Genomic DNA, 20,034 nt, shown 5'->3' with positions numbered 1-20,034 from the left:
GAGCGTACCCGACTACCGGACTAGCATCGGCCGTGTGACCTACCTTGCGGCATCCGGCCGATACGACTCGATTCCCTACCGGCGCTGCGGGCGTTCCGGGCTGAAGCTGCCGGCGATCTCGCTCGGGCTGTGGCACAACTTCGGCCACGACAAGCCCCTGCAGACGCAGCGGGACATCACCCGCCGCGCCTTCGACCTCGGCATCACCCACTTCGACCTGGCGAACAACTACGGCCCGCCCTACGGCTCGGCGGAGGAGAACTTCGGGCGGCTGCTGGCCACCGACTTCAAGCCCTACCGCGACGAGCTGGTGATCTCGACCAAGGCGGGCTACGACATGTGGCCCGGCCCGTACGGCGAGTGGGGCTCGCGCAAGTACCTGCTGTCCTCTCTGGACCAGTCGCTCGGCCGGCTGGGCCTGGACTACGTCGACATCTTCTACTCCCACCGCTTCGACCCCGAGACGCCGCTGGAGGAGACCGTCGGGGCGCTCGACCGCGCCGTCCGCGCCGGGAAAGCGCTCTACGTCGGCATCTCGTCCTACAGCTCGGAGCGGACCGCCGAGGCGGCGCGGATGCTGCGGGAGCTCGGCACGCCGCTGCTGATCCACCAGCCGTCGTACTCGATGCTCAACCGCTGGATCGAGGAGGACGGCCTCCTCGACACCCTGGACGAGGCGGGTGCGGGCTGCATCGCGTTCTCGCCGCTCGCCCAGGGCCTGCTGACGGACAAGTACCTCGACGGCGTCCCGGCGGACTCGCGGGCCGCGCAGGGCAAGTCGCTGAACCCGGACACCCTGGACGAGAACCGCCTGAACCGCGTCCGCGCGCTCAACGACATCGCGGGCCGGCGCGGCCAGTCCCTGGCCCAGCTGGCGCTGGCGTGGGCGCTGCGCGACCACCGGGTGACGTCGGTGCTCGTCGGCGCGAGCAGCGTCAAGCAGCTCGAGGACAACGTCGGCGCGCTCGGCAACCTCGACTTCTCCTCCGAGGAGCTGACCGAGATCGACGGCCACGCGACCGACGCGGACATCAACCTCTGGAAGCGGTCCTCGGACGCCTGATCGGTCCCGGGCGGTGGGGCGCCGTGCGCGCCCCCGCCGCCCGGGATCACCGGGTGCCCTGGGCTTGCGCCGAGAGGTCCTGCCACGCGGCCCACGTCTCGAGCCGGTCGGCGTAGGCCTGCTTGATCATCGGGTAGAAGCCCTGCCCGAAGAGCACCCGCAGGGGCGGGTTCGCGGCGTCGACGACCTTGAGCAGTGCCTGCGCGGCGGCGGCCGGGTCACCGGCGGGCTGCCCGCCCGCGACCTCGGCGATCCGGCGGCGGAGACCGTCGTAGGCCGGGCTCGTCGTGGCGACGTGACCGTTGGCGAGGGGGTCCGGGTTCCGGCCGTCGCGGGTGGCGAAGCCGCCGGGCTCGACCACCGTGACCTTGATCCCGAAGCCCGCGACCTCCTTGGCCAGGGTTTCGTTCAGCGCTTCGAGCGCCCACTTCGACGCCTGGTACGCGCCGCCGAGCGGCATCGCGACGAGCCCCGCGGCCGACGACAGCTGGACGAAGTGCCCGGCGCCCTGTTCGCGCAGGTACGGCAACGCGGCCTGGACGACCCACACCGCCCCGAAGACGTTGGTCTCCAGCTGATCGCGCAGCTCCCGCTCGGTCAGCTCCTCGATCGCGCCGATCTGCGCGTACCCGGCGTTGTTCACGACGACGTCCAGGCGGCCGAAGTGCCCGGCGGCCCGCTTCACCGCTTCGAACACGGCGGCCTTGCCGGTCACGTCCAGCTCCAGCGGCAGCACGGCATCGCCGTAGGCGGCGACCAGCGCGCCGAAACCCTCGGTGGACCGGGCGGTCGCGGCCACCCGGTCGCCGCGGGCGAGCGCGGCCTCGACGAAACACCGGCCGAGGCCGCGCGACGAACCGGTGACGAACCAAACCTTGCTCACGACGTTTCCCCGTTCTTCGCCCCGTCCGGGCGATCGCCACCAGGACACCGGCGCCCGGAACCCCGTGACAGCACCCGCCGGTGACCCCGGTCACGGACCGCCGGGTGGCTAGGGTCAGCGGCGTGGACAAGCTCTGGGTGGACGACCTGCGCCCGGCTCCGGAGGGGTGGACGTGGGCCAAGTCGAGCGCGGAGGCGATCGAGCTCCTCGCCGGCGGCGAGTTCACCGCGATCTCCCTCGACCACGACCTCGGCGGCGACGACACCACCCGGCCGGTGGTGCTGTGGATGTGCGAGCACGAACGCTGGCCGCCCGAAGTGCGGATCCACACGGCGAACCCCGTCGGCCGGGAGTGGCTCGCCGGGATGGCCCGGCGCTACGGGCCCGGCAGCGCGTGACCCGATCGGACCACTCGCCCACCGTCGATCCGGGCCCGGCCCGTTCGTGTGGACACTGGGCGACGGGACCCGTCCGTCCGCGAGGACGAGCCGTCATGGCCCGGGCCCTTCGCCGAAGGCAAGGAGCACCTCGGCGGGGTTCTCCCTGATCGAAGCCGCCGGCCTCGCCGCCGCGCTGGGGTGGGCCGCCCGGGTCACCGCCGCCGTCCACCTGCCGGTCGAAGTGCGCGCGCTCGCCGGGTTCGCCGCCTGATTCCTCAGCGCGGGGCCGGCAGGTGGGTCGCCTCCGGGAAGAGGTTCAACGCTCGCAGCGCCGCGCCCAGCTCCGCGATGTCCGCCGGGTTCGTCAGGGAGCGGCCCAGCTCCTCCGTGATGCGCTTGAGGCGGTGGCGGATCGTGTTGGGGTGGCAGAACATCCGCTCCGACGTCAGCTTCGTCGAGCCCTGGCAGTCGAACCACGCGCGCAGCGTCAGCAGCAGCACGTTCCGGTCGTCGCCCGGGAGGTCGAGCACCGGCTGGAGAACGTGGTGGGCCAGCTGCACCGACGCCTCCGGGGCGCTCGCGACCAGCCCGGCCAGCGGCGACTCGGTGAACTGGACCAGGCCCGGCGTGCCCGGCGTCATGCTGGACAGCGCCACCCGGGCCAGGTGCAGCGCGCGGGCCGTGTTGCCCAGGCCGGTGAACACCGGGCTGATGCCGACGCGGCCCACCGGGTGCTCGCGGACCAGCTCCACGATCGCCTTCGACGCCGCCGGGTCGCGCAGGGACACCACGCCCACCTGCAGGTCCGGCGTCAGCCGCCAGGCCGACGCGTGGTGCACCGCCCGCAGCCGGGCCTCGATCTGGGGCAGCGGTTCCTGGCCCAGGCGCGGGGCTTCCGCCGCGACGACGACGAATGTGCCGTCCAGCGACAGCTCGAGCACGCGGGCGATGTCCCACAGCGTGCCCTCGGTCGCCGTGCCGCCCGCGAACAGCGCCTCGACCAGCGCCGAGCGCCGGGTCTGGTGCGCCACCACGACTTCCGCCGTCGTGTCCCTATAGGACGTCGTGAGGGCTTCGGCGAGGTCGTCGACGAGCGCCCAGATCGCCGTCGTGGCGGCGACCAGCCCGGCCAGGTCCTGCTCGCGGGCGGTCAGCTCGACGAACCGGTGCCACACCTCGGTCAGCCCGACCCGGTACGCCCGCAGCAGTTCCGGCAGCGGCGCGCCCTGCAGCGCCCGGGCCCGGGCGGTCGCGTGGGCCTGCGCCAGGTCGGGGCCGTCCGAGCCGCGCAGCGTGCGCATCACGTGTTCGAGGTTGGCGCGCACCGAGTTCCGCAGCTCGGCGTGCGTGACGAACCGGGCGTCGGCGTAGACCGGCATTTCGGCGCGGATCTGCCGCACGGTGCTGTCGATCAGCTCGGGCAGCTTCCGCTCGACGTCGGCGGCGAGGACGGCGACCCGCGGGGCGAGCCCGCCGGACAGCAGCGCTGGGTGGTGCATCGTGCCCTCCGGTCCCCGGACCTCCTCGTCGAGACCCGAGATCCGCATCTAACCCGAAAGCATCAACCACGACCGGGTGAACTTTCCTCAGGCACCGCGGATGCGGAGGTTCTTCCGGAGAACCTCCGCATCCGCGTCAGGCCATCTTGGCGGCCGCGCTCTTGATCGCTTCGCGGATCCGGAAGTAGGTGCCGCACCGGCACACGTTCTGGATGGCGTCGATGTCCGCGTCCGTCGGGTTCTTCGTCTTCTTCAGCAGCGCCACGGCCGCCATGATCTGCCCCGGCTGGCAGTAGCCGCACTGCGCGACGTCCTGCTCCAGCCAGGCTTCCTGGACCGGGTGCAGCTCTTCGCCGTCCGACAGGCCTTCGATCGTGGTGACTTCACGCCCGGAGCACTCCGAAACCGGGGTGACGCAGGGGTTGAACGCCTCGCCGTCGAGGTGGCTGGTGCAGGCCTTGCAGACGTTGATGCCGCAGCCGTACTTCGGCCCGCGGACCTTGAGCTTGTCGCGCAGCGCCCACAGCATCGGCAGGTCGGCGGGCGCGTCGACGGTGACGGTCTTCCCGTTCACCACGAAGGTGTAGTTGGGCATGGGGACTCTCCTCAGCGCGGGAACGGGTCGAAGTCGACCGGGAAGGTGATCGGGAAGCTGCGGGGCTTGATCCCGGTCGCCCGGGCGTAGGCGTTGGCGATCGCGCCGACCGGGGCGGGCACGCCGAGTTCGCCCGCGCCGCCGATGTCCTCGCCGGCCGCCGGCATGACGTGCACCTGGACGTCCATCGGCGAGTTCTTCTGCCGCGCGTAGTGGAACTGCGAGTAGCTGCCTTCGAGCGGCAGGCCGTGGTCGATGTGCAGGCCGGCGGTGAGCGTCGTCGAAATCGCGTCGGTCAGGCCGCCGAGCATCTGCGCCTGGATCCCGCGCGGGTTCACCGGCTTGCCGACGTCGACCGCGATGGTCGCCTTCGTGACGCGCGGGTGCTTCGGGTCGCGCGCGTCGAGTTCGACCAGGCAGGCGGTGAACGACTTGTACTCGCCGTGCACCGCGACGCCCTGGGCGAAGCCCGCCGGCATCTTCTTGCCCCACTCGCCGAGTTCCGCGACCTTGTCCAGCACCGCGCGCTGGCGCTCGTCCTTGATGAACTCGCGGCGGAAGGCCACCGGGTCCTTGCCGAGCTTCTTCGCGATCTCGTCGACCATGATCTCTTCGGCACCGCGGGTGTTCGCCGAGTAGACCGACCGCCACGCCGAGGTGTGGAACTTCAGCGGGACCTCGTTGAGCAGCTGCGTGGTGACGCCGAAGTTGTACGGCGACTTCACCGTCAGCAGGAACACCGTCTGCGCGAAGCTCAGGTTGCCGCCGACGGGCAGCTTCGCCGCGAACGCGGTCAGGATCTCGCCGAGCCCGTGGCTCCAGTCGGTTTCGACGCTGGCGACGCGGTGCTCGAACGTCAGCACCTGCCCGAGCGCGAAGGTGGCGCGGATCCGGTGGTAGCTCGCCGCGCGCGCCCGGCCGTGGCGCATGTCGTCGATCCGGCTCCACATCAGCCGGACGGGCTTCTTCATCGCCTTCGAGATGTGCGCGGCTTCGAGGGCGGCGTCGAAGAACAGCCGCCGCCCGAACGACCCGCCGCCCTGCTGGACGTGCACGGTGACCTTGTTCTCGGGCAGCCCCAGCTCCTGGGCGATGGTCTGCTTCGCCACGATCGGCGACTTCAGCCCGGCCCAGATGGTCGCGCTGTCCTCGCGGACGTCGGCGACCGCGGAGTTCGACTCCATCGGCGCGTGGCTGGCGAAGGCGAAGTCGAACTCACCGTCGACGTACTGCGTCAGCAGCGGCGGCACCACGAACGGCAGCGCGGCCCCGCGCAGCTTCTTCTTGACGCTCTCGTTGTCCTCACCGTCCACTGTGCCCGGTCCCCAGGTGACGTCGAGGGCGTTCTTGCCGTCGAGGGCCTGCCCGAACGTCTCCGCCATCACCGCGACGCCGGTGGGCACGACGGCGATGTCGATGATCCCGGGCATCGCCCGGACCGCGGCTTCGTTGTCGACCTTCCGCACCGTGCCGTTGATCGACGGCGGCCGCCGCACCATCACCGGGTTCGCGCCGGGCACGTCGAGGTCGAGCGTGTAGACCTGCTTGCCGGTGACCATCGCGCGGGCGTCCTTGCGCGAGGTCGGCGTCCCCACGAGCGTGTGCGCCGACTCGGCTTTCGGCGCGATGGCCCCGGTGCTCAGGTCCGTGCGCGACGCGGGTCCGGCGAGCACGCCGTAGCCGGCGCTGCGGCCGTCGGGCGCCCACACCGCACCGTCGCGAGTGGACAGCCGGGACGCGTCGGTCCCCCACTTCGCCCCGGCCGCGGCGACCATCCGGGCGCGCGCGGTCGCCGCCGTGGCGCGGACCGGGTCGTAGAGCGAGCGCATCGTGTTGGAGCCGCCGGTGAGCTGGTTGAACAACAGCTCGGTGCGGGCGTCGGACAGCACGACGTCGACGCGGTCGAGCGGCAGGTCCAGCTCCTCGGCGACGAGCATCGCGGTCGCCGTCGAGATGCCCTGCCCGACTTCGGCGCGCGGCAGCTGCAGCCGCGCCCGCCCGTCGGCCGTCAGCTCCAGCACGAGCATCCCGGCGGTCGGTGCGCACGACAGCGTCAGCACGTCGCCGAGGTCGAGGATCTCCGCGGGCTGCGGCAGGGTCGGGACGACGGCGTCCGCGGTCGCCGGGGCCACCGCGTCGGTGGTGAGCTTCGTGGCGACGGTGAGCGTGGGGGCGGCGACCAGGTAGGTCAGGAAGCGGCGGCGGCCGACCTGCCCGGCTTCGGCGGGGTCGGCGGGTTCGGTGGTGGGACTGGCCATCGGGAATCCCTTGCAGGCGTGGTGGCGGGGTGCGCGCCACGCTAAGCAGGCGTTGTCAGGCCGTCAACGCGGCGTAGTCGTGTTCGCCCATTCCTGTGACGGGGTGACAGTCGAAGCCGCCGAATGTGTGCGCCGCCACAGTGCCGGACGGCCCAACCGGCTGGTTCAGCCGGCGTCCGAGCCGCGTTCCCGGCGGGCTTCGAGCAGGTCGTCGCGGGCGCGCGCGACGCGTGAGCGGACGGTGCCGACGGGCACGCCGCAGACGTCCGCGGCCTCGGCGTAGGACAGCCCGAGCACCTGGGTCAGCACGAGCACCTCGCGCCGGTCCGGGTCGAGGCCGTCGAGCAGCACGCCGAGCTCGACGAGGTCTTCGAACCCGGCGGCGGCGCGGCCCTGGTCGACGGGGGCGTCCCAGTCGATCTTCGGCCGGGCGGAGGCGGCCCGGATCTGGTCGACGACCACCCGGCGCGCGATGGCCAGCAACCAGGTGCGGGACGACGAACGGCCGGCGAAGCGGCGGAGACTGCCGAAGGCGCGCAGGTAGGTCTCCTGCGCCAGGTCGTCGGCGGCGGCCGCGTCGGTGAGGTGCGCGAGGAAGCGCCAGACGTCGGCCTGAGTCGCGCGGACCCACTCCTCCAGCGCGCGCCGGTCGCCCCGGCCGGCGGCCAGCGCGAGAGCCGTGACGCGTTCGTCGTCCTCACCGCGGGTCATGATCCGGAACGTAGCAGTAACCGGGGACCCGGCGACGGCTCGGGGGAACGGTCAGGCGAACTTGGTCTTCGGGCGCTCCTGCCGCACTCCGTCGACGTAGACGTCCACCTTCTCGTCGAGGAACGCCACCAGCCCGGCCGCCCGGATGCTCTCCGGCAGCGGCGTCGGGTAGCTCCACGCGAGGTCGCCGTGCCCGGCCACGTCGAAGTGGTCGGCCGCACCCTTGTACGGGCAGTGCGTGACGACGTCGGTCTTCTCGAGCAGGTCCATCCGGACGTCGACGCGGGGCAGGTAGTAGCGGACCGGCAGGCCGGTCTCGAAGAGCAGGTGCGGGCGGACCGAGTCGGCGACCGTGACGCCGTCCACCTCGATCCGGACGTGGCGCGAGCTCGGCAGGACGTCCACGCGCACGCCGGGGTCGCGCGGGTGCGTGAAGATCTGCTCGTCCTCTTCGAACCAGTCGAAGGCGGCGAAGTCGAAGCGGACGTGGTCCCGGAGCTCCCCGATGGGCGAATCCGGGTGTTCCAGCGCGCCGTCCACCGCCTCGGCCCGGCCGACCTTTATCGTCGACAGAACACCTTCTCCCCGGCTGGGCGAATGCGTCGTCCGGCCGGAGGGGGTGAGCACGCCGCTCACGACGTCCGCGCGCGGGAAGTAGTACGTGGGGTAGTACGGGACTTCCCACACCAGAAGGGGGTGCACCGTGTCCGCGACGAGTTCCCCGCCGAGGAACACGCGTACCCGCTTCGCGCCTTGTGCCACGCGGACCCGGCCGCGTACCGGAGTGCTCATGCCCCGGTCAACGGGTTCCGGATCGGACGTATTCCGGAAAAACCGGGTTCCGGGCGGCTAGCGTGGCGGGGAGAACGAAAACGAGAGGCGGGCACGGGTGACCGGCGTAGGAGCTCCAACGGTCGGGACCCCCGCCGGGATGCGCAAGATCAACCAGCGGGCGGTGCTGGACCTGCTGCGCCGCAGCGGGCCGGCGACGCGGCCGCAGGTCGCGAAGGACACCGGGCTGTCGAAGCCGACGGTCAGCCAGGCGCTGCTGGCGCTCGAGGCCGCGGGGCTGGCGCGCCCGACGGGGCAGACGTCCACCGGCACCGGCCGGTCGGCCGTGCTGTACGAGGCCGACCCCACGGCGGGGTACGTGCTCGGGATCGACATCGGCCGCGAGCACCTGCGCGTCGCGGTGTCCGACCTCGGGCGCGTGCTGGTGGCGCGCCGCGACGAGCGCAACACGGCGCGGTCCGGGGCGGCGCTGGTGACCGCGGTCGGGAAGATCGCCGCCGACGCCGTCGCCGAAGCGGGCCTGACGGCTGCCGACATCGTTGTCCGCGTGGTCGGCTCCCCCGGCGTCGCCGATCCGGAGAAGCGCTGTTTCCGGCACGCGCCGAACCTGCCGGGCTGGGGCCGGGCCGGGCTGATCGACGACCTCGAAGCCGCGCTGGGCCCGGACCTGATGGTCGAGAACGACGCGAACCTGACCGCGGTCGGCGAGTGGGAAAGCGGTGCCGCACGCGGTGCGTCGGTGTTCGGCTGCATCACGATCGGCACCGGCGTCGGCATGGGCATGATGGTCGACGGCCGGGTGTTCCGCGGCGCGACCGGCGCGGCGGGCGAGATCGGCTACCTGCCCTACGGCCGCACGCGCGCGGCCGAGGAGCCCACGAGCCCGCCCGCGCGCGGCCACCTCGAAGAGGCGACGGCGGCGCAGTCGGTGGTCCGCGGCGCCCGCGAACTCGGCCTCGGCACGGCGAAGTCGGCCCGCGAGGTCTTCCGCCTGGCCCGCGAAGGCGACGAACTCGCCCGGCGCGCGGTGGAAACCGAAGCCGACCGCCTGGCCTACACGGTGGCCTCGGTGGCCGCGGTGATCGACCCGGAGCTGATCGTCCTGGGCGGCGGCATGGGCACGGCGGCCGACCTGCTGCTGGAGCCGATCGACCGCGCCCTGCGCGCGTTCACGCCGCTGGTGCCGAAAGTGGTCCAGGGCGAACTGGGCGAGGACGCGGTCCTGACCGGCGCGATCAGCGTCGGCCTGCGGGCGGCGGAAGGCCTGGTCTTCGACCACCGCGTCGGCGCTTAGTACTGCAACGGCAGTCAGGTGAGTGGGTAGCCGCGGCGTTTGTAGTGACCGAGGCGGGCTTGGTGTTGTGTTCGTCGGCGGAAGTATGACCAGGCCCGGACGTGCTCGGCGGTGTCGGTGACACGCAGGACCAGCTTGGTGAGCAGGCGCCGGATCTCCGTTTGCGGCCAGGGATCGGGAGACGGCGAGCCAGGCGTGGGCGAGCATGGACAGGGTGATGTGGGCGTACCAGCTCGCCTGGAGCGAACCTGGTGGTGGTCGAATCCGGCTTCGTCCTCGGCCTGCTGGAAGCATTCCTCGATCCGCCGGCGGGTCCCGGCGATCCAGGCCAGGTCCAGCAGGCTCGAGCCGCGGGGCCCGTACCAGACGTAGTGAACGATCCCAGTCGGATCGCTGATCTTGCGGCGGGCGAGCAGCCAGTGCCCGCGCCCGGCCCGCCGGCTGGTTCCGATGGGGATCCGGGCCCCAGTCGTACTCGCGGGGCCCGGGTGCACCAGCCCCGACCGACAACCGCCGCCACGCCCGCTCGACCAGCTCGTCCGCCCTCGCCTCGGCACCGTCGGTGGTGGCCAGCACCTACGCGGCGTCCGGATCTTCCAACCACACCCGCAGGTACTTGACCTGCCCACAAGCCTCATCGGCGGTGACCCACGCGAACGGCACCCTCGCGGCGAACGCCCGCGCCGGTATCGCCATCGCCTGCCGCGGCTTCGTCTCGAACCCGGTCCCGTCCGCAATCCCCGCCCGCCGGCACCGCTCCCGGTCGGCGATCCACGGCTCGGGCAGATACGACGCCCGGTCGATCACCGCGTGCCCGCGCTCGGGGCACAGGCCAGGAACGTCCCGATCTGACAGGGACGTCGTCGATGTCCCAGTCCGCCCAGCGCAGCAACCGCCGCATCCCGTCCGGCGAGACCTCACCGGCCTGCTCGGCCAGCGTCCAGCCGTACTTCCGCTCCAGGCCTGCGACCAGCCCGGACACCTACTCCCGCGCTCGGCCCCGCGGCTCCGACCGCGATCGTTGCCCACGGTCCTTCCCGGATCGCCTCGGCGAGCAACCCGAGGACCAGCGCCGTCGATCCCCGGACCGACGTCGCGCTGCCGCGTACTGCACCCGGCCTCGATCAGGACCCGCACGGACGTCGTCAACCTCTCCCGGCCCGGGTATCTTCCGTTGTGACACACCACTCCGGCGACGTGGGCACCAGGCCGAGCACACTTCAGGATGGGGTTGATGCGTGATGGAACGACGCGTGTCGGTGGCGACGCACTGGGGCAGTTTCGTCGCCGTCGTCGACTCCGGCCGATTGGTGCGCATCGAGCCGAGGCCCGACGACCCGGCGCCATCGCCCATCGGCCCCGGAATGGTGACCGCCGCCGACGACAGCGCTCGCGTGCTGCGCCCCGCCGTGCGCCGGGGCTGGCTGAACGGCGAGCCCCGCGCCCCCGGTGCCGCCAGGGGCGCGGACGCCTTCGTGGAGGTGAGCTGGGACCAGGCGATCACCCTGGTGAGCGAGGAACTCCGTCGAGTTCGTGACCGGCACGGGGACAGCGCGGTGTTCGGCGGCTCCTACGGCTGGGCGAGCGCCGGCAGGTTCCACAACGCGCAGGGGCAACTCCACCGGTTCCTCGCGCTGGGCGGGGGCTACACCGATTCTCGCAACACCTACAGCACCGCGGCGTTGGAGGTCATCCTCCCCCACGTGATCGGCGGTCACCCGTGGAGCTACCAGAGCCGGATGCCGATGTGGGACGCCATAGCCGGGAATTGCGAGCTGGTGGTGGCGTTCGGCGGCCTAGCCCTCAAAAACAGCCAGATCAACCCCGGCGGGCTGGTCAAGCACCGGACGCGGGACCTGCTGCGCCAGTGCCGCGCGGCCGGAGTGCGGTTCGTGAACATCAGTCCCCTCCGCAGCGACGTCGCCGGCTTCGTCGACGCCGAGTGGCTGCCCGTCATCCCCGGCACCGACACCGCCGCGATGCTCGGCATCGCCCACACAATGCTGGTCAACGGGTGGCACGACGAGGATTTCCTGCGCCGGTGCTGCACCGGGTTCGACCGCTTCGCCGCCTACCTGACCGGCGAACTCGACGGCGTCCGGAAGGACGCCGCCTGGGCGGAGAAGATCACGGGCATCGATCGCGACGTGCTCGCCGACCTCGCTCGCCGCCTCACCTCCCGACGTTCTCTCATCATGGTCAACTACGCGGTGCAGCGTGGAGACCACGGCGAACAACCGGTCTGGATGTCGGTCGTGCTGGCCGCCATGGCCGGTTCGATGGGGCGGCCCGGGTGCGGCTGGGGCACGGGTTACGCGACGATGGACGCGACAGGCGTGGCCGAAAACCGCGCCTTCGTGGCGTCGGTACCGGAGGTGGCCAACCCGGTCCCGGATTTCATCCCCGTCGCGAGGATCGCGGACACCCTGCTGCGTCCGGGCGAGGTCATCGACTACGACGGCCGGCGCCTCACGTTACCCGAGCTCCGCCTGATCTACTGGTGCGGCGGGAACCCGTTCCACCACCACCAGGACCTCCACCGGCTGACCCGCGCCTGGCAGCTCCCGGACACGGTGGTGGTGCACGAAGCCTGGTGGAACACGACGGCCAAGTTCGCCGACATCGTCCTGCCCGTCGCCACCAGCCTGGAGCGGGACGACTTCGCCGCCGGGTTCTCCGACCCCCACCTCGTCGCGATGCCGAAAGCCCGCGAGCCGGCGGGCGAGTCGCGCACCGATCACGAGATCTTCGCGGCCTTGGCCGCCCGGCTCGGGTTCGAGCGGGAATTCACGGAGTCGCGGTCGGAAATCGAATGGGTCAGGCACCTTTACGAACAGACGAGGGACAAGCTCGGCGACGATGCCGCCTTGCCGCGTTTCGACGACTTCTGGCGAAGCTCCACCGCTGAGCTGCCCGCGTCGACCGGGCCGTATCCCGGCAGTTTCGAAGCCCTGCGCTCGGATCCGCGCCAGTTCCCCCTCACGACGCCGTCGGGCCGGATCGAGATCTTCTCCGAGGAGATCGACTCGTTCGGGTACGACGACTGCGCCGGGCACCCGAAGTGGTTCGAGCCGGCGGAGTGGCTGCGTGCCGATCTGTCGGACCGGTTCCCGCTGCACCTGATCTCGAACCAGCCCGCTTCGCGCCTGCACAGCCAGTACGACAACGGTGGCCACAGCCTCGGTTCGAAGATCCATGGCCGTGAGCCGATGACGATCAATCCCTCGGACGCCGCGTCGCGCGGCATCGAAAGCGGCATGATCGTGCGCGTCTACAACGACCGGGGAAGCTGTCTCGCGGGCGTGGTCCTGTCGGACGACGTCATGCCCGGCGTCGTGCAACTGTCCACGGGGGCCTGGTGGGATCCGGTCCAGCCGGGGCAGAGCGGAACATTGGACCGCCACGGCAACCCGAACGTTCTCACCGCGGACCGGCCGTGCTCGCGCCTGTCCCAAGGCCCGAGTGCCCTCAGCGCACTGGTCGACGTCGAGCGCTACGACGGCCCCCTTCCCGATGTGCTCGCCTTCGCACCACCACGCCTCGTGCCACCCGGTTGACGTGCATCCGGCCGGCTTCTCACCACCGCTGCGGTGAACCGCCCGAACGTGTGACCCGATTCCTCCTTCGGGTAGAACGCTGGACATTGCTCGCCAGCGTGAATAGCTTCCGTGGCCATGACCGAAGTCAGGGAACTCAAGTACCGCCAGTGGTTCAAGGGCGCAGACGTCGATGGCGACGGGGTGATCACCCGTCAGGACGTCCGGTTGATGGGCGAGCGCTACATCGCGGCCCGTGGCGCCATGCCGGAGGCCGCGACAGCCCGGCGGCTGACCGAGGGCCTGGACGCATTCTGGGCCAACGTGATCGCGCCGATGGACCAGGACGGCGACGGCAAAGTCGATCTGCGGGAGATGACCGAGGGGTTCCGGCAGGCGCTGGCCGACCCCGTCTTGTACCCGCAGCAGGTCGGCCCGGTGGCTGACTGCTACTTCGACCTGATCGACCTCGACGGTGACGACCGGGTCGACCGGACCGAGTTCGCGGAAATCTTCGGCCAGGCGGGCAATGTGTCCCCGGAGGACTGTGCCGCGGTCTTCACCGCACTGGACCTGGACAGCTCGGGCGGCCTGGATCGAGCCGAATTCCACCAGGCACTGACGGAGTTCTTCTACGGCGAAGACCCGGACGCCCCCGCGGCGCACCTGTTCGGCAAGATCCCCAGCAGCTCGGCATCGGCCTGACCGCCTCGATCGGATCGTCGCGGCCAAGGCCAGTGAGGAAGCAGAGCGCCGCGAAGCAAGGCATCATCTTCATCCGGCGCATGCAGCACCGCTGCCGCGATGGCGGGTGCACGGCCGGGTCGGCGTGCGATCACACCGACGAGCGCGTCGACACGCCCCGCGAAGCTGGCCATGGGCAGGTGGGCTTCCAGCCATAACCGCAGGTGTTTGACCTGCCCGTAGGCCTCGTCAGCAGTGACCCGGGCATCGCCAGTGCTTGCCGTGGCTTTCGCGGTCGATCAGCGCATGCCCGCGAGGCGAGGCATCGGCCAGGAACGTCCCGATCCGGTAGTTCCCGATCCGGCCCGCGTACCGGAGTACTGCCGCTGCATCCCGTCCGGCGAGACTTCACCGGCCTCCTCGGCCAGCGTCCAGCCGTTCTTCCGCTCCAGCCCCGACACATACTCTCGCGCCCGAGTCCGCGGCTCCGACCGCGCGAACCGGCCCGCGATCCGCTCACTCACTGCCGTTGCAGTATCAGGCCGCCCGCCAGGCTTCGCCGGCGGCCGAGAGGCGCCAGGGTGTCAAGCGCAGCACCGTGATCTTCGGATCGAGGTGGTCTTCGCCGCCCAGGATCTTCGGGTCGTAGCCGAGTGGCTCCGGCGTCGACGCGAAGAGGTCCCAGAGGTCCTTGCGCGAGGCTTCGTCGTCGGCGAACTCCGCCCGGCACTCCGCGACCGCGACTTCGTGCTGCGGGTCCCAGTACGAGCACGACACGTACGGCGACGCCGCCAGGTGCGCGAGCTTCAGCGGCGTCGGGCGGGTGAACAGCCGGCCCGTCAGGCCCTCCGGCGTCCGCTCCCAGATCGGGTGCACGACCCGGGACCGCGGACGCCCCCGTCGGTCGACCGTCACCAGCGTGCACCAGACGATCCGGTGCGCCACGCGCACGAACGCTTCAGCCAGCTCGGCCGGCACTCTGCTAGATTCCACAACCATGGTTGTGCATCCTAGCACCCTCGACCTCTCGCTGACCGCGCTCTTCTCGGGCTGGGCGATGACCGACGAGGTCCAGCGGCGCCTGACCGGGCAGGGCTTCGGCGACCTGCGGTTCAACGACGGCGTCGTGATCCAGCACGTCCTGGCTGCCCCGCTCTCGATCACCGCGCTGGCCGAGCGGATGGGCGTCTCGCAGCAGGCGGCGTCGAAGGCCGTCGCGGACCTCGAACGCCGGGGCCTGCTCCGGCGCGAACCCGATCCCGCCGACGCGCGCACCAAGCTGCTGCACCTGACCGAGCACGCGGTCGCCGCCGTCGAGGCGACCCGCGTGCTGCGGCAGGAACTCCAGGAGGAACTGGTGGCGGAGTACGGCGCCGGACGCGTCGAGGCCGCCCGCGCGCTGCTGGCGTCGGTGATCGGACGCTTCGGCGGCGACGACGCGATCCGCGGCCGCCGCGTCCGGCCACCCCGCTGACCACCGGCGACGCCATCGCCGGCCGGTTCGAGAACCCGTTCGCGCCCAAGGACTTCAACGCCGCGAAGGCGCCGAGGAAACGAGCGCCCCGATGTGGCGTTCGGTGCGTCAGATGCACCCAACGCCACATCGGGGTTGTTTCATCGTGGTTGTGACTGGTCACGGTGGTGAACACGCAGTGTTTCGGCGGCCTGGCAGGAAGTGCCGACCGGACCGGGGTGGCCTTGTCAACCACCCGCCGAGGGCTTCGGTCCACGTTCCTATCGGGTGCCCCTTCCCCTGTCGCGACAGACCCGAGCCTCTCAAAGCCTGGGGGGTCCTGGACAAACTCCGGATGGCACCGGGGCATGCCACCACGTTGCTGCGGGCTCTGCCGGCGCCGACCCGGCACGAGCAGAGCGTCCGCGTCGCTACCCGGGTGGCATGCGTCTGACCGTTACCCCAGCTGGTCAACCCGGCCTGACCGGACCAAACCACGATGAAACAGCCCCATTGGGGCGCATTCCCAGCCGTCACCGAACCGGACGCTTCGACGCTAGCGGGTGAGCACGCAGGTCCCCGACGCCGTCGCGAGCAGTTTGCCCTCGGCGTCGCGGATCTCCCCCTCGGCGAACGCGATCCGCGACCCCTCCTTGACCACCCGGCCGACCGCCCGGATTTCGCCGCGGCCGGCGTGGATCGCGCGCAGGTAGCTCACCTTCAGCTCCACCGACGAATAGCCGACGCCCGCCGGCAGCGTCGTGTGCACCGCGCAGCCGACCACCGAGTCCAGCATCGTGGCCGCGACGCCGCCGTGGACCATGCCGATCGGGTTGTACAGCGACTCGTCCGGCTCGGCGACCGCCTCGACCTCGCCGTGCTCGATGCGCTCCCAGCGGAGCCCGAAGTGCGCGGCGATCGGCGGGCCCGGGATGCGGCCGTCCTTGATGGCCGTCAAGTACTCCAGGCCGGACATCGTGGCGCCGAGCCGGGCGGTCGGCAGCGGGTCCTGCCAGGTGATGGTCTTCGAGCGGGTTTCCGCTTCGGCGGCCACGTCGGTCATCTCGGGCTCCTCGACTATGACAGGTGTCTTAACCGCAGCTTCGCCCGGCGCCGGGGCGGCGTCAAGCTCGGCGTGACCCAGGCCACCGGTGGTCCGCCCGCGGCGCGGGTGGAATCATCCGGGGGTGAGCACCGAGCGCAAGCTGATCGACCCGGAACGCGTCTCGGCGGCGGTCGACGGGCTCGGCGACCGCGCCGTCATCGACGAATGGGCCCGGCGCTTCTCCGTGGTCGCCGACCCGTCGCGGCTGGCCCTGCTGGTCTCCATCCACTACGCCCGCGAAATCAGCGTCACCGACCTCGCCGCGGCCACCGGCATGACCGACACCGCCGTGTCGCAGGCCCTGCGGCTGCTGCGCGCCCACGGTCTGGTCACCCCGCAGCGCACCGGCCGCGTCGTGCGCTACCGGCTCGCCGACGCGACCGTGCACGAACTCATCCACCACGTGCGGCCACACCCCGCGCCCGACGAGCCGGACCGGTAGCGTGCGGGCATGACGGGACTGCCGGAAGCCATCACCGCCTGCCTGTTCGACCTCGACGGAGTGCTGACCGGGACGGCGATTCTCCACCGCGAAGCGTGGAAACGGACATTCGACGAGTTTCTCCGGGCCCGTGACGGTGCCGGGTTCGCCGAGTTCACCGACCACGACTACGCGGCCTTCGTGGACGGCCGCCCCCGCGCCGACGGCGTGCGGGAATTCCTGCGGTCACGCGACATCGAGCTGCCCGAGGGCACTCCCGACGACCCGCCGGACGCGCCCACCGTGAACGGCGTCGGCAACCGCAAGAACGACCTGGTCCTGAAGATCATCGACGAACGCGGCGTCAGCCCCTACCCCGGCTCGATCCGCTACCTCGAAGCGGTCAAGGCCGCCGGGCTGCGGATCGCCGTCGTGACGTCGTCGGCCAACGGCGCCAAGGTCCTCGACGCCGGTGACCTGAGCAAGTACATCGAGGCCCGCATCGACGGCCTCGTCATCCGCGAGCGCAACCTCAAGGGCAAGCCCGCGCCCGACTCCTTCCTGGCCGGCGCCGAGGCGCTCGGCGTCGAACCCGCGCACGCGGCCGTCTTCGAGGACGCCCAATCCGGCGTCCAGGCCGGGAAAGCCGGCGGCTTCGGCTACGTCGTGGGCGTGAACCGGGCCGACCAGGCCGCCGAACTGAAGGCCCACGGGGCCGACATCGTCGTCGACGACCTCGCCGACCTGCTGGAGGACCGATGACCGACGAACCCCGCGGCTACGAATGCTCCCCGTGGGAGCTGCGCTGGCGCGGTATGGACGTCGACGCCCTGCAGCGCACCGAATCGGCGTTCGCGGTGTCCAACGGCCACATCGGACTGCGCGGCACCCTCGAGGAGGCCGAGCCGCGCGGGCTGCCCGGCACCTACCTCAACGGGTTCTACGAACAGCACGAACTCCCCTACGCCGAAGCGGGCTACGGCTACCCCGAAGAGGGCCAGACCGTCGTCAACGTGACCGACGGCAAGATCATCCGGCTGCTCGTCGAGGACGAGCCGCTGGACATGCGCTACGGCACGGCCACCAAGCACGACCGCGTGCTCGACTTCCGCAAGGGCACGCTCTGCCGCAGCACCGAGTGGTCGTCGCCGACCGGGCGGCGGGTGCGCGTGCGCACCGAACGGCTGGTGTCGTTCACCCAGCGCGCGATCGCGGCGATCCGCTACGAGGTCGAGCCGCTCGACGAGGACCTGCAGCTCGTCGTGCAGTCCGACCTGCTGGCCAACGAGCCGATCGAGTCCGACACCAGCGACCCGCGGGTGGCCGCCGCGCTGAACTCCCCGCTGGTCGGCGAGTTCCACCGGGCGAACGAGTACAACGCCGTGCTGGTGCACCGGACCCGCCGGTCCGGGCTGCGGATGGCCGCGGCGATGGACCACAAGATCGAGGTGGACGACGGCATCCGCGCCCGCATCCACTCCGAGGAGGACCTCGCGCGGCTCACCGTCGCCGTCGACGTCCCCAAGGGCGGCAAGCTGCGCATCACCAAGTTCCTCGCCTACGGCTGGTCGGCGCAGCGCTCGGTGCCCGCGCTGCGCTCCCAGGTGGAGGCGGCGCTGGCGGGCGCGCGCCAGACCGGCTGGAAGGGCCTGGTCGCCGAGCAGCGCGAGTTCCTCGACGACTACTGGGCCACCTCCGACATCGAGATCGAGGGCGATCCCGAGCTGCAGCAAGCCGTCCGCTTCGCCCTCTTCCACCTCCTGCAGGCCGGGGCCCGCGGCGAAAGCCGCGCGATCGCGGGCAAGGGGCTGACCGGGCCGGGCTACGACGGGCACGCCTTCTGGGACACCGAATCGTTCGTCCTGCCGGTGCTCACCTACACCATCCCGGACGCGGCGCGCGACGCGCTGCGCTGGCGGCACTCCACAATGGACAAAGCGCGGGAACGCGCGCACCAGCTGGGGTTGCGCGGCGCGGCCTTCCCGTGGCGCTCGATCAACGGCGCCGAGTGCTCGGCGTACTGGCCGGCCGGCACGGCGGCGTTCCACGTCAGCGCGGACATCGCCGACGCCGTGCTGCGCTACCTCAACGCGACCGGCGACGATGAGTTCGAGCGCGACTACGGCACCGAGCTGCTGCTGGAAACCGCGCGGCTGTGGGCGTCGCTGGGCCACCACGACCGGCACGGGACGTTCCGCATCGACGGCGTCACCGGGCCGGACGAGTACTCGGCGGTGGCGGACAACAACGTCTACACCAACCTGATGGCGCGCCGGAACCTGCTGGCGGCGGCGGAATCCTGCGAACGGCAGCGGGACGTGGCGGCGCACTTCGGCGTCGACACCGTCGAACTGGACTCGTGGCGCGCGGCCGCCGCGGCGATGTACCTGCCCTACGACGCGGAACTCGGCGTGCACCCCCAGTCGGAGGGGTTCCTCGAGCACGACGAGTGGGACTACCAGAACACCGATCCGGCGCACTACCCGCTGCTGCTGCACTACCCGTACTTCGACCTGTACCGCAAGCAGGTCGTGAAGCAGGCGGACCTGGTGCTGGCGCTGCACCTGTGCGGCGACTCGTTCAGCCCGGAGGAGAAGGCCCGCAACTTCGCCTACTACGAGGCGAGGACGGTGCGGGATTCCTCGCTGTCGGCGGGGACGCAGGCCGTCGTCGCGGCCGAGGTCGGGCACCTGCAGCTGGCCTACGACTACCTCGCCGAAGCCGCGCTGACCGACCTGCACGACGTGCACAACAACGTGCGCAACGGCCTGCACATGGCGTCGCTGGCCGGGGCGTGGCAGGGCGCGGTGGCCGGGTTCGGCGGGCTGCGCGACCACGGCGGGACGCTGGCGTTCTCGCCCCGGCTGCCGGAGCACCTGGGGCGGATCACCTTCCGGCTGATGTTCCGCGGCACGCGGTTCCAGGTCGAGATCGACCCCGACCAGGTGACCTACCACGTGCTCGACGGCGAGCCGCTGGAAGTGCTGCACCACGGCGAGCGCATCACGCTCACCCCGGAGCCGCAGCGGTTCCCGATCCCGAAGATCGACGCGGGCGACCCGCCGAAGCAGCCCCCGGGCCGCGCCCCGATGCGGCGCGACTCGGAAAAGGTGCGTCAGTACGCGGAACCGGCCAACCCGATCACTGCGGAAGGTCGCTGACGACGTCCCGTCCGGGCGGGGCCGGTACGTCTTCGGTCCCGCCCGGGTTCACGTCCGGGTCGGGCGCGGTCGGCACGTCGTGGGTCAGCTGCCCCGGCGTCGGGAGCTTCGGAAGCTCTTCGTCTTCCTCGTCGCGGCCGTGGCTGCGCTGCAGTTCGCTCATGGTTTCCGGAATACCCGGTTTTCCCGGTCCCGGCCA

Annotated in this window: 19 protein-coding genes and 2 pseudogenes; 10 read left to right on the top strand and 11 right to left on the bottom strand. The window is 71.4% G+C overall.

Going from position 1 to position 20,034, the window contains the following annotated elements; all coding sequences use genetic code 11:
* The first annotated feature begins 34 nt into the window (after positions 1-34).
* Entirely contained in the window at positions 35-1,063 is a 1,029-nt protein-coding gene (gene mgrA / locus ACLJQM_RS44290) for an L-glyceraldehyde 3-phosphate reductase (RefSeq protein WP_247024658.1), read from the top strand.
* A gap of 46 nt (positions 1,064-1,109) precedes the next feature.
* On the opposite strand, the gene ACLJQM_RS44285 is transcribed toward mgrA, so the two are convergent.
* Positions 1,110-1,946: an SDR family NAD(P)-dependent oxidoreductase gene (locus ACLJQM_RS44285; RefSeq protein ID WP_410636190.1), complete on the bottom strand. Its 837-nt coding sequence runs from the start codon at positions 1,944-1,946 to the stop codon at positions 1,110-1,112.
* A gap of 122 nt (positions 1,947-2,068) precedes the next feature.
* Between ACLJQM_RS44285 and ACLJQM_RS44280 the strand changes: the two genes are divergently transcribed.
* Both ACLJQM_RS44280 and ACLJQM_RS44275 read left to right on the top strand, forming a co-directional pair.
* Positions 2,069-2,344, top strand: coding sequence for a cyclic-phosphate processing receiver domain-containing protein (locus tag ACLJQM_RS44280; RefSeq protein ID WP_410636189.1), 276 nt, complete (start codon positions 2,069-2,071; stop codon positions 2,342-2,344).
* A gap of 46 nt (positions 2,345-2,390) precedes the next feature.
* Positions 2,391-2,597, top strand: coding sequence for a hypothetical protein (locus tag ACLJQM_RS44275; RefSeq protein WP_410636188.1), 207 nt, complete (start codon positions 2,391-2,393; stop codon positions 2,595-2,597).
* 4 nt (positions 2,598-2,601) lie between these two features.
* On the opposite strand, the gene ACLJQM_RS44270 is transcribed toward ACLJQM_RS44275, so the two are convergent.
* The 5 genes from ACLJQM_RS44270 to ACLJQM_RS44250 form a co-directional block, all read right to left on the bottom strand.
* Entirely contained in the window at positions 2,602-3,825 is a 1,224-nt protein-coding gene (locus ACLJQM_RS44270; protein WP_410636254.1) for a PucR family transcriptional regulator, read from the bottom strand.
* A gap of 136 nt (positions 3,826-3,961) precedes the next feature.
* Positions 3,962-4,420: a (2Fe-2S)-binding protein gene (locus tag ACLJQM_RS44265; protein ID WP_247024665.1), complete on the bottom strand. Its 459-nt coding sequence runs from the start codon at positions 4,418-4,420 to the stop codon at positions 3,962-3,964.
* 11 nt (positions 4,421-4,431) lie between these two features.
* The gene (locus ACLJQM_RS44260) at positions 4,432-6,678 is read right to left on the bottom strand and encodes a molybdopterin cofactor-binding domain-containing protein (protein WP_410636187.1); all 2,247 of its coding nucleotides are present in this window, start codon (positions 6,676-6,678) and stop codon (positions 4,432-4,434) included.
* 165 nt (positions 6,679-6,843) lie between these two features.
* Complete coding sequence (gene sigC, locus ACLJQM_RS44255) at positions 6,844-7,389, bottom strand: RNA polymerase sigma factor SigC (RefSeq protein ID WP_410636186.1); 546 nt, start codon at positions 7,387-7,389, stop codon at positions 6,844-6,846.
* Between the two features lie 51 nt (positions 7,390-7,440).
* Positions 7,441-8,181 (bottom strand): DUF427 domain-containing protein, encoded by a 741-nt coding sequence (locus ACLJQM_RS44250; protein WP_360781180.1) that lies wholly within the window; start codon positions 8,179-8,181, stop codon positions 7,441-7,443.
* Between the two features lie 139 nt (positions 8,182-8,320).
* Here ACLJQM_RS44250 and ACLJQM_RS44245 point away from each other — a divergent pair, with 139 nt between their 5' ends.
* Positions 8,321-9,475 (top strand): ROK family protein, encoded by a 1,155-nt coding sequence (locus ACLJQM_RS44245; RefSeq protein ID WP_396126828.1) that lies wholly within the window; start codon positions 8,321-8,323, stop codon positions 9,473-9,475.
* 153 nt (positions 9,476-9,628) lie between these two features.
* Here the strand turns inward: ACLJQM_RS44245 and ACLJQM_RS44240 are convergent.
* Positions 9,629-10,502 (bottom strand): annotated as a pseudogene (locus ACLJQM_RS44240) (transposase); the annotation flags it as partial.
* Between the two features lie 214 nt (positions 10,503-10,716).
* On the opposite strand from ACLJQM_RS44240, the gene ACLJQM_RS44235 reads away from it, so the two are divergent.
* Both ACLJQM_RS44235 and ACLJQM_RS44230 read left to right on the top strand, forming a co-directional pair.
* On the top strand, positions 10,717-13,032 hold the full coding sequence (locus ACLJQM_RS44235) for a molybdopterin-dependent oxidoreductase (RefSeq protein ID WP_410636185.1): 2,316 nt from the start codon (positions 10,717-10,719) through the stop codon (positions 13,030-13,032).
* Between the two features lie 117 nt (positions 13,033-13,149).
* Positions 13,150-13,716 (top strand): EF-hand domain-containing protein, encoded by a 567-nt coding sequence (locus ACLJQM_RS44230; RefSeq protein ID WP_360781301.1) that lies wholly within the window; start codon positions 13,150-13,152, stop codon positions 13,714-13,716.
* Between the two features lie 86 nt (positions 13,717-13,802).
* On the opposite strand, the pseudogene ACLJQM_RS44225 reads toward ACLJQM_RS44230, so the two are convergent.
* A pseudogene (locus ACLJQM_RS44225) lies at positions 13,803-14,219 on the bottom strand (hypothetical protein); the annotation flags it as partial.
* Between the two features lie 13 nt (positions 14,220-14,232).
* Positions 14,233-14,694 (bottom strand): pyridoxamine 5'-phosphate oxidase family protein, encoded by a 462-nt coding sequence (locus ACLJQM_RS44220; protein ID WP_410636184.1) that lies wholly within the window; start codon positions 14,692-14,694, stop codon positions 14,233-14,235.
* Between ACLJQM_RS44220 and ACLJQM_RS44215 the strand changes: the two genes are divergently transcribed.
* The gene (locus ACLJQM_RS44215; RefSeq protein WP_410636183.1) at positions 14,693-15,169 is read left to right on the top strand and encodes a MarR family transcriptional regulator; all 477 of its coding nucleotides are present in this window, start codon (positions 14,693-14,695) and stop codon (positions 15,167-15,169) included. The two genes, ACLJQM_RS44220 and ACLJQM_RS44215, sit on opposite strands and share 2 nt — an antisense overlap.
* Positions 15,170-15,704: 535 nt before the next feature.
* Here the strand turns inward: ACLJQM_RS44215 and ACLJQM_RS44210 are convergent.
* A complete protein-coding gene (locus ACLJQM_RS44210) occupies positions 15,705-16,211 on the bottom strand; it encodes a PaaI family thioesterase (protein ID WP_247024680.1) in 507 nt (168 codons plus the stop codon).
* Between the two features lie 124 nt (positions 16,212-16,335).
* On the opposite strand from ACLJQM_RS44210, the gene ACLJQM_RS44205 reads away from it, so the two are divergent.
* The 3 genes from ACLJQM_RS44205 to ACLJQM_RS44195 are packed head-to-tail and all read left to right on the top strand — an operon-like array spanning position 16,336 to position 19,835.
* Complete coding sequence (locus tag ACLJQM_RS44205; protein WP_247024682.1) at positions 16,336-16,695, top strand: ArsR/SmtB family transcription factor; 360 nt, start codon at positions 16,336-16,338, stop codon at positions 16,693-16,695.
* A 9-nt stretch (positions 16,696-16,704) separates the two neighbouring features.
* Positions 16,705-17,436 (top strand): HAD family hydrolase, encoded by a 732-nt coding sequence (locus ACLJQM_RS44200; RefSeq protein ID WP_360781169.1) that lies wholly within the window; start codon positions 16,705-16,707, stop codon positions 17,434-17,436.
* On the top strand, positions 17,433-19,835 hold the full coding sequence (locus ACLJQM_RS44195; RefSeq protein ID WP_360781166.1) for a glycoside hydrolase family 65 protein: 2,403 nt from the start codon (positions 17,433-17,435) through the stop codon (positions 19,833-19,835). Before ACLJQM_RS44200 ends, ACLJQM_RS44195 begins: the two co-directional genes overlap by 4 nt.
* On the opposite strand, the gene ACLJQM_RS44190 is transcribed toward ACLJQM_RS44195, so the two are convergent.
* Positions 19,816-19,998, bottom strand: a complete 183-nt coding sequence (locus ACLJQM_RS44190; RefSeq protein WP_360781163.1) for a hypothetical protein — start codon at positions 19,996-19,998, stop codon at positions 19,816-19,818. The genes ACLJQM_RS44195 and ACLJQM_RS44190 overlap by 20 nt on opposite strands.
* Positions 19,999-20,034 lie beyond the last annotated feature (36 nt).

Origin of the sequence: Amycolatopsis sp. cmx-4-83, assembly GCF_046548815.1 — a bacterium.
In the GTDB taxonomy this organism is placed as follows: Bacteria; Actinomycetota; Actinomycetes; order Mycobacteriales; family Pseudonocardiaceae; genus Amycolatopsis; species Amycolatopsis pretoriensis_A.
This window is presented reverse-complemented; position numbering and strand designations above follow the sequence as displayed.